Source organism: uncultured Holdemanella sp., assembly GCF_958348295.1.
Taxonomy (GTDB): domain Bacteria; phylum Bacillota_I; class Bacilli_A; order Erysipelotrichales; family Erysipelotrichaceae; genus Holdemanella.
In genome coordinates this window covers 1-14,559 of sequence record NZ_CATVYQ010000052.1, presented here as the reverse complement: position 1 = coordinate 14,559, position 14,559 = coordinate 1, and the positions used below count along the sequence as shown (strand labels likewise).

Sequence of the window (14,559 nt, the reverse complement as noted above, 5' to 3'; positions counted from 1 at the left end):
GAATAGTTGAAATGGAGGCGCTATAATAACATGAAGATTGAAGGGAACCAGAAAGAACTGGATGCAATGGTAGAATTTCATAAGGGAAACCGTGTCGAGGGGCTGAGACTGCAAGAAGAATTTGCAGCGGAATTTCGTAAGGAGTATAAAGACAAAGATCACTGTCCTTGCCTGAAAGCCTGTCGTTATCACGGAAACTGTAAGGAATGTGTAGCAATCCACAGAGCGCATCAGGAACATGTTCCTAATTGTATGCGACCATTGATTAATAAAAAATTGAAATTGATGTCAGAATTAACAGAGCATACCTTGGCAAATGAAATAGAAGCTCCACATGAGATTTTAAGAAAATAGGCAAGTCAAATTCCAGTTTATTAAATCAAAACATTAATATTTTGATTAAACCTTTTCAACAAAGAGACATAATGTTTCTTTGTTTTTTTACAGAGGTTTTCAAAAAGGTTTTCAAAACTATCTATAAGCAGAAAAAAAGCCCTTATATAAGGGCTTTATTTACAAGATGGCGTCGACGGAGGGATTCGAACCCCCGACCGTGCGCTTAGAAGGCGCATGCTCTATCCAGCTGAGCTACGTCGACAACGCATATATTTTATAACATAATCAAAATATATGCAAGCTTAAATTTAAAATTTAGTCTAACTCAAAAGCACCTGTATACAATTGATAGTATTTACCCTTTTGTTTCAACAAGTCCTCATGATTACCACGCTCAATAATACGACCTTGCTCTAATACCATGATCGCATCACTATTTTGAATCGTTGAAAGTCTATGCGCAATCACAAATACCGTTCTTCCTTCCATCAACTTATCCATACCTTCCTGAACAATGCGCTCCGTATGTGTATCAATGGAACTTGTTGCTTCATCCAAAATCAATACAGGAGGATTGGCAACCGCTGCACGAGCAATGGATAAAAGTTGTCTTTGTCCTTGCGATAAAGATTCTCCACCTGCATGAATCATTGTGTCATAGCCATGTTCTAAGTGTTTAATAAATTCATGCGCATTCGAAAGTTTACTTGCTGCAATACACTCTTCATCACTCGCATCTAAACGTCCATAACGAATATTATCCATAATGGTACCGGTGAATAAGTTTGTATCCTGCAATACAATGCCTAATGATTTTCTAAGATCTGCTTTCTTGATTAGTTTTACATCAATACCATCATATGTGATAGATCCAGATTGAATATCATAAAAACGATTTATTAGATTCGTAATGGTTGTTTTACCAGCACCTGTAGCTCCTACAAAGGCTATTTTTTGACCTGGTTTTGCAAATAGAGAAACATCAAATAAAATCTGTTTATCTGGATTATATGAGAAGTTTACATTTTCAAAACGAACATCTCCACGAAGTGGAACCAATTCATCTTGTCCATTTTTTCTTGGATGATGCCAAGCCCAATGATCATGATCAATTTGTTCTAAAGTAACCACACCATCATCTACTTCACTTTCTGTATCGATGATTTCATAAATACGCTTAGCACCAGCATCCGCCATGATTACCGCATTTAACTGCATACTAATTTGTCCAATTGGATTTGTAAAACTACGATTCAACTGTAAGAATGCCGCAATACCACCTAATGTTAGTCCAGCAATATGATTTAGCGCAAAAATAGAACCCACAACCGCTACAAGCACATAAGAAATATATCCAATGTTCATTACGATTGGCATTAAAACATTCGCAAACGTATTCGCATTCGCACTTGCTTCAAACAACGCATCATTTACTTGATCAAAATCTTTGATGCTTTGTTCTTCATGCGTAAAAACTTTAATAACTTTACTACCTTCCATCATTTCTTCAATAAAACCATTTTCTACACCCAATTGTTTTTGTTGAGCAATAAAGTATTTACCTGATTTTGCCGAAATCTTTTTTGAAGTATACACCATCAATAAACCACATGCGATTGTTAAAACAGCCAATGGAACATTTAAGATAAACATAGAAATCGTAACTGAGATAATTGTCATTAAAGATACAATAACTTGAGGAATACTTTGAGAAATCAATTGTCTTAAAGTATCCGTATCATTTGTATACACTGACATGATATCACCATGTGCATGTGTATCAAAATAACGTAATGGCAATGTTTGCATATGTTCAAACAATTCATCACGAATATGTTTTAAAGTACCCAATGAAATTGTTACCATTATACGATTAAATCCATATGTAGCTAAGATACCTACACCATAAATCATCACCAATTTCATTAATGCATTTAATAAAGGCACATAATTGGGAACTGTTTGTGATAATAATGGAACAATGTAATCATCAATCAAGCTCTTTAAAAACATACTTCCATATACATTGGCAATACTTGACACAATAATTAATACAAGCACAATAAAACTTTCAATTTTATAAGAAGTGATTGTTTCTTTAATTACACGCTTTAAACTATTTGTATCTCTATTGTTCATCAAAATCACCTCCATTATTTTGTGCTTCAAAAGTTTCTTTATACATCGCATTCGATTTTAATAATTCTTCATGCGTACCTAAACCAGAAATTTTTCCATCGTCAATCACAAGAATCTGATCTGCATCTTGGATACTTGAAACACGCTGTGAAATAATGATTCGAGTTGTATGTGGAATCTTCTCTAAGAATGCTTGTCGAATCAAAGCATCTGTTTTTGTATCCACTGCACTTGTGGAATCATCTAAAATCAAAATTTTAGGACTCTTTAATATAGCTCTAGCGATACACAAACGCTGTCTTTGTCCACCCGAAACATTCGATCCACCCTGCTCAATATACGTATCATATTTACTTGGCATCAATTGAATAAATTCATCTGCCTGCGCTAATTTACAAGCCTCCATGATCTCATCATCAGTCGCATTTGGATTTCCCCAACGCATATTCTCTTTGATTGTTCCCGAAAATAAAACATTCTTTTGTAGAACCATTGCCACATTATCACGCAATACTTTTAAATCATAATCACGAACATCCATTCCCGCTACTTTAACACTCCCTTGTGTTACATCATATAATCGTGGAATCAATTGTACTAAACTCGATTTACTCGATCCTGTTGCACCAAGAATTCCTAGAGTTGATCCTGAAGGAATGTGTAAGTTGATATGACTTAAAACGTCTTCATCATTTCCATAATGAAATGAAACATCCTCAAAATCAATGGTTCCATTCTCTACCGTTTGAATGCCATTTTCAGGACTTGTAAGATCTGATTCTTGATTTAATACTTCGGCAATTCGTTTTCCACTCGCAATCGACATTGTCACCATGACAAAAACCATACTCATCATCATTAGAGACATCAAAATACTTGCGGTATATGTAAATAAAGACATCAATTCTCCGGTTGTCATATTTGAAGCCACAATTTGATGAGCACCTAACCACGAAATCAAAAGAATTGTGCCATACATACAAAGTTGCATCACAGGAGAGTTAAACACCAAAATTTTTTCAGCTTTCCCTTGAATACTAAAAATAGTCTCACTTTCTTTACGGAACTTTTCAATTTCATGATCCTTACGAACAAATGACTTCACTACACGAATCCCTAAAATGTTTTCTTGAATACTCGCATTCAATAGATCATATTGAGAGAATAAGCGACTAAAGATGGGACTTACAATAAAAATAATTCCAAATAAAACAACGCCTAAAACAAGTACGGCAGCCACAAAAATCATAGCCATTTCTTTATTAATGATAAAAGCCATGACCAAAGATGCGATAAGCATCAATGGGGCACGAACACAAACACGAATCATCATCTGATACGCATTTTGAATATTTGTCACATCCGTCATCATACGAGTAATCAATCCGCTTGTTGAATAAGCATCAACATTTGAAAATGAAAACTCTTGAATTTTGCGATATTCCGCTTTTCTTAAATTCTTCGCAAAACCACTCGATGCGATTGCCGCATGCTTTCCACTTTTAGCACCAGCCCACAAAGATACAAAGGCTGCCACCAACATCAAAAAGCCATAAAACCAAATTGATTTCATATTCCCTTTTTCAATACCATTATCAACTAGGATTGCCATTAAAAAAGGAATACATACTTCAAGTATAGCCTCAATTGAAACATAAACAGGACTTAAAAATGTATCCTTTTTATATTCCTTCACTTCTTTTAATAAAGTCTTAACCATAAAAACCCCCTTATTCTAAATTTTTAGCAAGTTCCTTTAAAATCTCTAATAATTGTTTTTGTTTCTCTATGCCCAAGGCATTTTCAAACTTAGATTCCATGATACGAATCTGATTTTCAATATCCTCATGAAGATCCTGCTCTTTTTGTGTTAACACAATAGCACGAACTCGTTTATCTTTTGGATTTGATTTTCTTTCAATAAATCCCTTTTGTTCCAAGCGATTTAGAATTCCTGTAACAGTTGGATTTGAAATATGAAAATGCTCTTCAATATCTTTTTGAATGACTGGATCCTTATCCGTAAAATGCAAATATCCTAAAACGTCACGCTGAGATTTTGTCAAATCATACTTTTTTAATCCTTCATTCATATGTTTGTCCATCTTTTTCTTAATCAAACTAAAATAAAAACCAATCTCATCATTATCACGCACTGTATTCGCCTCATTTTCATAGCATGCTATATATTTATATAGTATGCTACATATTTTACTCAAACAATTCCATTTGTCAATTTCTGATTTTTTAGTTATCATACTTATGTATGAAAAAAAATGAAGAATATATTGTAACATGTATCGATGATACAGATTTAAATAGCGGCGTTGTTAAAATTGACGATATGGTCGTCTTTGTTCCTAACTTATTGATTGGTGAAAAGGCAAAAATTAAAATTGTTAAGGTCAACAAAAAATACGCTTTTGGTATTATTATTGAACTTTTAAAGCCAAGTATTAACCGCCAAGAATTAACTTGTGAAGTTGCCAAAACATGCGGTGGATGTCAACTGCAACACATGAAGTATGCTTATCAATTAGACTATAAATATAAACATGTTAAAAAACTTTTTGAAGATATAGAAGTAAAGCCAATTCTAGGAATGGATAATCCTTGGTACTATCGTAACAAAGCTCAATTTCCTGTTAAAATTAAGGATGGAAAAGTACAAATGGGATTTTATCGCCAACATTCAAATGATGTCGTTACATGCAAAGAATGTAAGATTCAAGACCATGTGATCAATGAAGTATTTAGCTTTATTCAAAAAAAGATCACACTTAAAATGGCTCAAGATTTAAGACACGTATTTATCCGCCACTCAAGTACAGATGAAATTCAAGTCGTATTTATCGGTAAAAACGAAAAAAATATTATATCTTTATCTGACCAATTAAAAAACACATTCGCAAATATCACAAGTATTGTATTTAACTACAACACACGAAATGACAATGTGATCTTAGGCGATACATATAAAGTGTTATATGGCAATGACTCTATTATTGAAGAGTGTTTAGGTAATAAAGTAAAATTACACTTCAAAGCATTCTTTCAAGTCAATCCTAAACAAATGGAAGTTCTATATAGCCAAGCCATTAAAGCTGCTAATCTTTCTGGAAATGAAACATGCATTGATATGTATGCTGGAACTGGAACTATTGGAATGGCTGTAAGTCAACATGCCAAAAGTGTGATTGGCGTTGAAATCGTTAAAGAAGCTGTAGATAATGCCAATGACAATACTAAAATGAATCATCTTGATAATTGTCACTACATTTGTCAGGATGCCACAGATTTTGCACATGATCATAAAGATGATAAAATTGATGTTATTTTTATTGATCCACCAAGAAAAGGTATGACAGAAAATGGTATTGAAGATACAGTGACAATGCAACCGAATAAAATCGTATATGTTTCTTGTAATCCTAAAACATTATCAAGAGATTTAAAAGTATTTAAAGAATATGGGTATCAATGCGAATACGTACAACCCGTTGACATGTTTTGTCAAACTATTGGACTTGAATGTGTTGCCAAGCTTACAAAAATAGTGTAATATTTTAACACTATGAGGCCGTGGTGGAATTGGTAGACACGCTACTTTGAGGGGGTAGTGAGTAATGCTCGTGTGCGTTCAAATCGCATCGGCCTCACCATATAGATATGAAAAGTGCTCCGGCACTTTTTTATTTTGCACAAAAAAAACTAGACCACAATGGCCTAGTTGTCTTTACTTGGAAATTTAAATACTTGTTCCCCTTCTTTTGTCACTAAGTATTTTCCGCGCACGATATATTCAACATATTCTGGATTTGTCAAATTCTGTTTTGTCTTTTCTAATTCTTTCTTTTTTGTAGACAAATCTTTTTTTTCTTTCTGCTTTTGATTGATACTAGCCTTTAATTCATAAGTCATAGCCAATTGTCGTATACCACCCATAATCAAAAAGCCAGACATAACCAGCATAATAATATATACAAAAAAATGTTGAACCTTTTTTCGTCTTCCTTTCATAAATGAATCCCCTTTTTAATATAACATATATTTGAAAACGAATTCAATGAAAATTATTTCACACGCATAGCCAAAATTGCTATATCACTCGGATTAATACCCGAAATACGACTTGCCTGTCCTAAAGTCAAAGGACGAATCTCCGTCAATTTTTGTCTTGCCTCTAATGAAAGATTATCCATATTTTCATAATCCAAATCATGAGGAAGTTTCATTTTCTCCATTTGTTGTAAATGCTTGGCATCACGCTTTGCCTTGGCAATATAACCCGCATACTTAGTTTGAATCTCAATTTGTTCATTAATTTGATTTTCATAGTCTAATCCAGTATATTTTGCCAATCCACGAACCGTAATTTTAGGACGCTTGATCAAATCCAATGCACTACATCCATGTGCTAATGGTTCAAAACCTAATGTTTGTAGATATTCATTCACATCACTATTTGGCTTAATATGTGCATTAGAAAGCTCTTCTCTAGCTGCTTCTACAGCTTCCATTTTCTTTTTAAACGCATCATATCTTGCTTGGGAAACCAAACCAATTTCATAACCTTTTTCTAGTAATCTTTGATCCGCATTATCATGACGCAACAACAATCGATATTCAGCACGTGAGGTCAACAAACGATATGGTTCTTTCGTACCTTTTGTACATAAATCATCCAACATAACACCAATATATGCTTCATCACGACGAAGCACAAATGGATCTTTTCCATCCACTTTCAAAGCTGCATTTGCACCAGCCATTAAACCTTGACCAGCTGCTTCTTCATAACCACTTGTACCATTGACTTGTCCTGCCGTAAATAAATTTTCGACGATTTTACTTTCCATATTTGGTTTCATTTGAAGTGGATCGATTGCATCATATTCAATTGCATACGCATATTTTTCAATCACACAATGCTCTAAGCCAGGTAATGAATGAACCATTTCTTCTTGTACATCAATTGGCATAGATGTTGAAAAACCTTGAATATAAATGGTATCCAATTCTTTTGATTCCGGTTCTAAGAAAAGCTGATGTCTTTCCTTATCCGCAAAACGAACTAATTTATCTTCGATACTCGGACAATAACGAGGTCCTACACCTTTAACCAATCCTGAATACATGGCTGAATCATGTAAATGTGTATGAATGATTTCATGTGTCTTAGGCTGTGTATAAATCAAATGACAAATTTCTTGTTTCTCAAAAGGCAATACATCTTCTGGTTTTGTTGTCTCACTAAAACGCAAGAACTGATTTGTCCCAGGTTGAGGTTCCGCCTTAGAAAAATCAATCGTATCCATTTTTACACGAGGTGGTGTCCCCGTTTTCAAGCGGAATGTACGAATACCTGCATCACGCAAAGACTGTGATAAAGTATTCACTGTTCTTTGTTCTTCAGGACCAGAAACAGTTGAAGTATGTCCTCTTAAGACATTACTTGTCATATATGTACCAGCTGTTAAAACAACCGCTTTACTTTCTACAAAAGTACCATCTTCTAATTCAACACCAATGGCTTTTTTATCTTTAATAACTACACTCTTACATGCAGCTTCAATAATATCTAAGTTTTCTTGTTCTTCTAAAGCCTTTTTCATAAAACGCTTATACGCTATCTTATCACTTTGAACACGCAAACTCCATACTCCAGGTCCTTTTGTCGTATTCAACATTTTAAATTGTAAAGCAGTTTTATCCGCCGCAATAGGCATCATACCACCCAGCGCATCAATTTCACGTACCACTATTCCCTTTGCAGGTCCACCTACACTTGGATTACATGGCATAGACCCAATCATATCCCTACTTAGAGTAACAATTGCGGTTTTTTTATTCATTCGACTTGAAGCTAAACACGCTTCAATACCTGCATGTCCTGCTCCAATAACTACAACATCATAATACATTTTATACACCCGATTTCTTTCTTAATTGAAAGTGAAATATACTTTGTGGAACTTTTAAATATAAAGTAACAACCACATATACAATTACACTTAATAAACCATTCAAACACATTTTAAATAAACATACTAATTTTGAACCTTCCACTCCATATAGTCCAAGTTTTGATAATAGAATTGAAGTAATCCATAAAGCAAGTAAACCAATCAAAATACGTATAACTATAATCATCGTCTTGTGATAAGAGATATTATATACATCATGGATTTCTTTCAAATTTTTATAAAGAATATATCCTGTACCAATTAAGCTTGAAATAATAGCTCCAGCAATTCCCATGATCCATACAAATGGAATTAATAAAACACCTTTGATCAAAACACCAATCGCTAGATTTTTTAATACATATTTTCTTAATTCCAAAGAAACCATTAAATTCGTAACTAATGGAGCCAAAGTTGACAAAAAGCCTTCTAAAGCCATCCATTGTACAACAAACGTACATAATTCTAAATTTTCTGAATAATATAAAGTATAATTCAATGGTCCTGCATACGCAAAAATACAGAAAGATACAGGGATTGCAACATATAATACAACATTGATACTATCCAATACATTCTTCTTTACTAGTTTATAATTTTTCTTAGATAAAGCTTCGGAAATATGAGGAATGATAGCTGTTGCGAACCCTGGACCCAAAATCATTGGAATCGCATTTAATTTTCCAGCAACATAGTTTGATGCAGAAATAACAGTTGTTGTATCTTTCGCATTATAATGCATCTTTAATCCAGTTGGTAATAAAAAGCCATTAAATATCTGGTCAATATTTCCTAAAATCGCAACAACCAAATATGGAATTGCCAAAATAAGAATTTCTCTAAAAATCTTTTTAGCCGAGCGACAAGCCTTTGTTTGTTTACTTGCCATTGCATCTACTACATATTGATGTTTACGATCAAAATACGCGAATTGTGCAATTGCCGCAATCGTTGCCACAGAAGTTGACATAACAGCTGCATATAACGCATATTTTTTATCCCACCCAAACGCATATACAACTAAACAAGCAGTACTTAATAAAAAAGCTACACGAAATACTTGTTCAAAAGCTTGAGAGAATGCATATTCTTCCATTTCTTTTAGGCCTTGATAATATCCTCTAAATGCCGATAAAACTGGAACAAGGAAAATAGCTAAAGATAATATTTTTAAGCAATTTGCCATGATATCTACATTTTTGGCAACCATGGCTGGCGCAATGACATTGGATAAAGTGAATAAGAGAATCATTCCCACAAATCCAGTTAATCCTAATATCGCAAACGCAATCTTTTTAACTAAAATTACACTTTTGGCATCTTCTAATGCGATATAGCGTGCTACTAAAGTTGCCACCGCAAAAGGAACTCCCGATTGAAATATAGTCAATAAATAGGCATATATATTATAAGATTGTGCATATACAGATTGATATGCTTCTGACTGTAGTATATATGAAAATGGAATTGTATATGCCAATCCAATTAATTTTGAAACAAATAGACCACCCGTACCTATCAGGCCGCCAACTATAATCGACTTTTTAGCCGCTGAAGATTTTGACATAGAATAAAATACCTCCAATTTCATAATTATAACATACATCTTTAAAAGTATTATCATTTTTTAGTCATTAAGAGTATAGTAAATATGAAGAAGGTGAAATTATGTATCATGCCTATATCCATACACAAGCTACGGCTCGAAACATCGATCATGCGGCTATAGAAACATATCAAATTCCTAGTCTTATTCTTATGGAACATGCAGCTATAGAAGCAACAAAGATCATTAAAGATATTGTATCAAAAGATAAATCCATCTGTATTCTTTGTGGACCTGGAAACAATGGTGCTGATGGATTAGCTATCGCTAGACTACTTCAAACTAAATATTCAAAATTATTTGTAGTTGTTCCAGAAGTCAAAAATATGTCTGAGGAAGAAAAAATTCAATTTCAAATGGTTCAAAATCTCAATATTGAATATGACTATAACCTACCAAACGAAACATATGAAGTTTATATTGACTGCATCTTTGGCAACGGATTATCTAGAGACATCACAGGTTTTTATAAAGCGATGATTCAAAATGTAAACGCAACACATTCAACCATTATCAGTATCGACATGCCTAGTGGCATCGATGCCACAATGGGTAATATTTTAGGCTGTGCTATTCATGCAGATTACACAATCAGCTTAGATTGCTATAAGCAAGGACAATGGTTAAATGATGGTAAAAGTCATTGTGGAAAATTATATCTTGTAGATATTGGCATCCCACAAATTCTACATCAAAAGTGTATGGACATAATAAAAGTCTTAAACGAAAAGGATATCCATATCCCAGATCGTCCATTAACGGCTCATAAGTCAACTTTTGGCAAAGCCTTGATGATTGGTGGAAGCCAAAACATGCATGGAGCCATCCATATGGCAAGCTTGAGTGCTTATAAAAGTGGTATTGGAACACTCACATTAATGGTTCCAGAATGTATTTCAAATATTCTTGCGATCAAATCTGATTTTTATATGCTTCTACAATGTAGTGATCGTAATGGAACCTTTAGTTCAAAAGCTATTGAAAGCTTGAAACAAAACATGAATGACTATTCTATTCTTTCCATTGGAAATGGTATGCAAAAGAATAATGTTACAATATCCTTAGTGGAACAAGTATTAAAGAGTGACAAAAAAATTGTTCTTGATGCCGATGCTTTATGGGCTACGCAAAAAAATATTGATTTGTTAAAACGAAACGAAACTACGATTTTAACTCCGCATATTAAAGAAATGTCGGACTTAACAGGTATCAACATATCAACTATCTTATCCAATCCATTTGAAGTTGCACGTGACTTTTCTAAAGAATACAAAAATTGCGTACTCATTTTAAAATCAAGTCAAACCTATATTGCCCATCAAGGCAATGTCTATGTTTTAGATGCACCAAATGCTGGTCTTGCCAAAGGAGGCAGCGGAGATATATTGTGTGGTATTGTTGTAGCCATGCTCGGTCAATGTAAGAATCCTTTACAAGCCGCGTTATGTGCTACCTACATTCATTCGCAAAGTGCTAAACTCGATATTGATTCGGCAAGTTTTATGCCTGAAGATATTATCAACAACATTCCAAATGTATTAAAAAGGCTGAGATCCTAGTGATTCTCAGCCTCGTCTTTTTCTATTAATTTTTTTAACGTTGATACGGCGCATTCCATCAATGGTTTTAGATCATGATTTTGAATGTTTGATAATCCTGCTTTTTCTCTTTCCTGGTTTGCCAAGCACAAAAACATAGCTCCACTACGAACATGACGCGTTTGACTAACAATAAACACAGTACTCGATTCCATTTCAGATGCTAAACAATCTAGCTTACAATAGGAATCCCATTTGTTTTGCAATTCCGGATAAATTGGCATTGTTTCAGGTACATGTTGACCAAAGAAAGAATCTTTACTTTGAACAACTCCAACATGATAAGAAAGATTCAATTTTCTTGCACTTTCTACTTGGGCACTTAATACATCAAAACTTGGCACAGCTGGAAATTCAATGGGTGCATATTCACGTGTAGTACCTTCTTGGCGAATGGCACCACTCGCAATCACGATATCGCCACCTTGAACATCAAGTCGCATACCACCACTAGTACCTACACGTAAAAAAGTATGACATCCAAGTTGAACAAGTTCTTCAATTGCGATTGCAGTACTAGCTCCACCAATGCCGGTAGAAACTACACTGCACAAAACCCCATTGATATATCCTGAATAAGTAACATATTCACGGTTATCCGCAACAAAATAAGCGTCATCTAAATACGATGCGATATCCTTTACTCTTTTTGGATCACCCGTTAGAATAACGTATTCACCAACATCACTTTCAGATAATTGAGTATGATATTGTCGATTTGAACCTTGTGTATAATCGATCATAATATGTCCTAGAAAGATTGGAATTGTAAGTAGTAGACATTTGGATGAAACATTGTCGTATTAAAGCTATAAGCTTGACAATCATCTTTTTCTCCATCCCAATCATTGTTGAGTTTAGATAAAAGATCATCAATTTCATTTTCTTCTAATTCACTTGTCGCATAAAATTCCATACAACCTGCTAAACTAGGCTGTAAACGACTTGGAGAATAAGACATTTTTGAACAAATTTCATTCAATGCATTTTGAACAAGTTCAACAATCGCATCATCTTCTTTATCTACAACAACATGTAATCTTATCTTCATTAAGCATTCACCTGATCTATAACATATTTACATAATTTTTTTAAATTTGTATCGTTAGATAAAGTAATAACTTTACCCAAACTTAAATTCAACGCCGCAATAACGGGTTTCCCATTATCCATCAATACATTTAAAGTACCTGTAGCATTTTCATAATATACATCAAACAAATAACTTTGTTTTCCGTTATCTTCTTTCTTTTCTCTTAAATCAAAATGAAAAGCATCCTTATTCTTTAAGATAATACGAACAGCTCCTGCTCCAGAGCTAGGAATTGATTTTGCCATAAAAGCCTCCTATTTCTTATTAGCATCATAAGTAAGCATAATGCCTAAATTCGCATAAATACTTAAATCTACATCCGCAACATCACAAGTTACATGTGCCTGCATACCTTTCAATTTAGGTAACATAGCCAACGCTTTCTTTGCGTCTTCACTATGTAAAGCTGAAACTGATAATGCGATTAAAATTTCATTTGAATGAAGTCTTGGGTTGACTGAACCTAAATATTCTGTTTTTAGATTTTGAATAGGAACAATTGCTTCAGGAGAAATCAACACTTTATTTTTATCAATACCCGCTAGATATTTTAATACATTCATTAATACAGACGAACATGCACCCATTAAGTTTGTCGTTTTACCTGTAATAATTGTTCCATCATCTAATTCAATAGCACCAGAAAAAGATTTAGATTCTTCTTCTTTCTTACGTGCAGCCATAACACATGGACGATCTAATTCAGTGATTCCAGCTTTATTCATCACAACTTCTTGTTTTTGAACTTCTTCATGCGAACAAAGTTCATGTACATAACGATTTTTACTTACAAAATAACGACGAATAATTTCTTGATTACTAGCATTACAACAAGCTTCATCATCACTGATACAAAGTCCAGCCATATTAACACCCATATCTGTTGGACTTTGATAAGGACTAGAACCATAAATTTCTTCAAAAATATTTTTTAATACTGGGAAAATTTCAATATCACGATTGTAGTTTACTGTAACTTCATTGTAAGCCTGTAAATGAAATGGGTCAATCATATTTACATCTGCAAGATCTGCAGTTGCTGCTTCATAAGCTAAATTGACAGGATGATTCAATGGAAGATTCCAAATTGGGAATGTTTCATATTTTGCATATCCAGCTTTGATTCCATGTTTATGTTCGTGATACAACTGTGATAAACATGTAGCCATTTTTCCACTACCAGGACCAGGAGCTGTTACAACAACTAATGGACGAGTCGTTTTAACATAGTCATTTTTTCCAAATCCAGAATCAGAAATAATTTTTTTCGTATCTGTAGGATATCCTTCAATATAATAATGGAAATACACATCAATTTTTCTACGTTTTAAACGAGCCTTAAACAAATCAACCGCTTTTTGACGATTATATTGTGTCACTACAACACTACCAACATATAATCCACGTTGTGTAAATTCATTGATCAAACGTAAAACATCTTCTTGATAAGTAATTTGAAGATCTGAACGCGTTTTATTTTGTTCGATATCATTGGCGTTAATGACAATAACAATTTCTGCATCATCCTTTAACTGCATCAACATCTGTAGTTTTGAATCTGGTGAAAATCCAGGTAAAACACGAGATGCGTGATAATCATCAAATAATTTACCACCAAATTCCAAATATAATTTATCTCCAAATTGAGCAATACGCTCCATAATACGCTTAGATTGCATTTCTAAATATTTTTGATTATTAAATCCAATTTTTTTCATATTTTTTACTCTCCATACAACGAATTATTTTACAATAAAAAATAAAAAAAGGCAAAAAAAAAGGACCCGGCAGCTAGCTATCTTCGCAGGGGCAAGCCCAACT

13 protein-coding genes and 2 tRNA genes are annotated in these 14,559 nt (G+C 33.7%); 4 read left to right on the top strand and 11 right to left on the bottom strand.

The features are described from left to right. The first annotated feature begins 30 nt into the window (after positions 1 to 30). Positions 31 to 354, top strand: a complete 324-nt coding sequence (locus Q3907_RS09140) for a hypothetical protein (protein ID WP_004613237.1) — start codon at positions 31 to 33, stop codon at positions 352 to 354. Positions 355 to 521: 167 nt separating this feature from the next. Here Q3907_RS09140 and Q3907_RS09135 read toward each other — a convergent pair. The 4 genes from Q3907_RS09135 to Q3907_RS09120 form a co-directional block, all read right to left on the bottom strand. Continuing rightward, positions 522 to 598, bottom strand: a tRNA-Arg gene (locus Q3907_RS09135). 53 nt (positions 599 to 651) lie between these two features. Then, complete coding sequence (locus tag Q3907_RS09130; RefSeq protein ID WP_301898051.1) at positions 652 to 2,475, bottom strand: ABC transporter ATP-binding protein; 1,824 nt, start codon at positions 2,473 to 2,475, stop codon at positions 652 to 654. After that, positions 2,465 to 4,195, bottom strand: coding sequence for an ABC transporter ATP-binding protein (locus Q3907_RS09125; RefSeq protein WP_301898050.1), 1,731 nt, complete (start codon positions 4,193 to 4,195; stop codon positions 2,465 to 2,467). The genes Q3907_RS09130 and Q3907_RS09125 overlap by 11 nt, the downstream gene beginning before the upstream one ends. A gap of 10 nt (positions 4,196 to 4,205) precedes the next feature. Continuing rightward, positions 4,206 to 4,631 carry a MarR family winged helix-turn-helix transcriptional regulator gene (locus Q3907_RS09120; RefSeq protein ID WP_301898049.1) on the bottom strand — a complete coding sequence of 142 codons (426 nt, stop codon included), beginning with the start codon at positions 4,629 to 4,631 and terminating at the stop codon, positions 4,206 to 4,208. Between the two features lie 110 nt (positions 4,632 to 4,741). Here Q3907_RS09120 and rlmD point away from each other — a divergent pair, with 110 nt between their 5' ends. Further along, a complete protein-coding gene (gene rlmD, locus Q3907_RS09115; RefSeq protein ID WP_301898048.1) occupies positions 4,742 to 6,037 on the top strand; it encodes a 23S rRNA (uracil(1939)-C(5))-methyltransferase RlmD in 1,296 nt (431 codons plus the stop codon). 14 nt (positions 6,038 to 6,051) lie between these two features. Then, positions 6,052 to 6,137, top strand: a tRNA-Leu gene (locus tag Q3907_RS09110). 64 nt (positions 6,138 to 6,201) lie between these two features. Here Q3907_RS09110 and Q3907_RS09105 read toward each other — a convergent pair. The 3 genes from Q3907_RS09105 to Q3907_RS09095 are packed head-to-tail and all read right to left on the bottom strand — an operon-like array spanning position 6,202 to position 10,008. Further along, a complete protein-coding gene (locus Q3907_RS09105) occupies positions 6,202 to 6,495 on the bottom strand; it encodes a septum formation initiator family protein (RefSeq protein ID WP_295645541.1) in 294 nt (97 codons plus the stop codon). Between the two features lie 53 nt (positions 6,496 to 6,548). After that, a complete protein-coding gene (mnmG, locus tag Q3907_RS09100; RefSeq protein ID WP_301898047.1) occupies positions 6,549 to 8,399 on the bottom strand; it encodes a tRNA uridine-5-carboxymethylaminomethyl(34) synthesis enzyme MnmG in 1,851 nt (616 codons plus the stop codon). 1 nt (position 8,400) lies between these two features. Next, positions 8,401 to 10,008, bottom strand: a complete 1,608-nt coding sequence (locus Q3907_RS09095) for an oligosaccharide flippase family protein (RefSeq protein ID WP_295563062.1) — start codon at positions 10,006 to 10,008, stop codon at positions 8,401 to 8,403. A 101-nt stretch (positions 10,009 to 10,109) separates the two neighbouring features. On the opposite strand from Q3907_RS09095, the gene Q3907_RS09090 reads away from it, so the two are divergent. After that, positions 10,110 to 11,606: an NAD(P)H-hydrate dehydratase gene (locus tag Q3907_RS09090; protein WP_301898046.1), complete on the top strand. Its 1,497-nt coding sequence runs from the start codon at positions 10,110 to 10,112 to the stop codon at positions 11,604 to 11,606. Here the strand turns inward: Q3907_RS09090 and Q3907_RS09085 are convergent. The 4 genes from Q3907_RS09085 to Q3907_RS09070 are packed head-to-tail and all read right to left on the bottom strand — an operon-like array spanning position 11,603 to position 14,456. Beyond that, complete coding sequence (locus tag Q3907_RS09085; protein WP_301898045.1) at positions 11,603 to 12,388, bottom strand: nucleoside phosphorylase; 786 nt, start codon at positions 12,386 to 12,388, stop codon at positions 11,603 to 11,605. The genes Q3907_RS09090 and Q3907_RS09085 overlap by 4 nt on opposite strands. An 8-nt stretch (positions 12,389 to 12,396) precedes the next feature. After that, a complete protein-coding gene (locus Q3907_RS09080) occupies positions 12,397 to 12,696 on the bottom strand; it encodes a hypothetical protein (protein ID WP_118012099.1) in 300 nt (99 codons plus the stop codon). After that, positions 12,696 to 12,983 carry a hypothetical protein gene (locus Q3907_RS09075; RefSeq protein ID WP_301898044.1) on the bottom strand — a complete coding sequence of 96 codons (288 nt, stop codon included), beginning with the start codon at positions 12,981 to 12,983 and terminating at the stop codon, positions 12,696 to 12,698. Before Q3907_RS09075 ends, Q3907_RS09080 begins: the two co-directional genes overlap by 1 nt. Positions 12,984 to 12,992: 9 nt before the next feature. After that, a complete protein-coding gene (locus tag Q3907_RS09070) occupies positions 12,993 to 14,456 on the bottom strand; it encodes a DUF1846 domain-containing protein (protein ID WP_301898043.1) in 1,464 nt (487 codons plus the stop codon). Positions 14,457 to 14,559 lie beyond the last annotated feature (103 nt).